We start from the raw sequence: 274 nt of genomic DNA on the forward strand, positions 1-274 counted from the left end.
AAGCCCATCTGCAGGCTGTTGAGCAGCGCCGCCAGCGTGGTCGGGCCAGCGAGGGTGATGCGGTAGTCGCGCTGCAGGGCTTCGAACAGGCCGGGGCGGCGGATCGGCGTGATGAACAGCTGCAGGCAGCCGTGGCGCGGATGGGTGATCGCATACACCCCCTGGCCGAGGTTCAGCTCGGCAGGCCCGCGCAGCTGCAGCGAAAAGCCGGGCAGGCCGCGGCCGGTGGGGTGCGGGCTGGGCTCGACGGCTTCGACGCGCAGCGCGGAGTGCT

General features: G+C 71.9%; 1 protein-coding gene. It reads right to left on the bottom strand.

Annotated features, from left to right (window positions below; all coding sequences use genetic code 11):
• A partial coding sequence (locus FLQ44_RS24235; RefSeq protein WP_206209151.1) for a DUF6916 family protein occupies positions 1-274 on the bottom strand: 274 nt, incomplete at both ends.

Source organism: Vogesella mureinivorans, assembly GCF_007644035.1.
GTDB classification, from domain to species: domain Bacteria; phylum Pseudomonadota; class Gammaproteobacteria; order Burkholderiales; family Chromobacteriaceae; genus Vogesella; species Vogesella mureinivorans.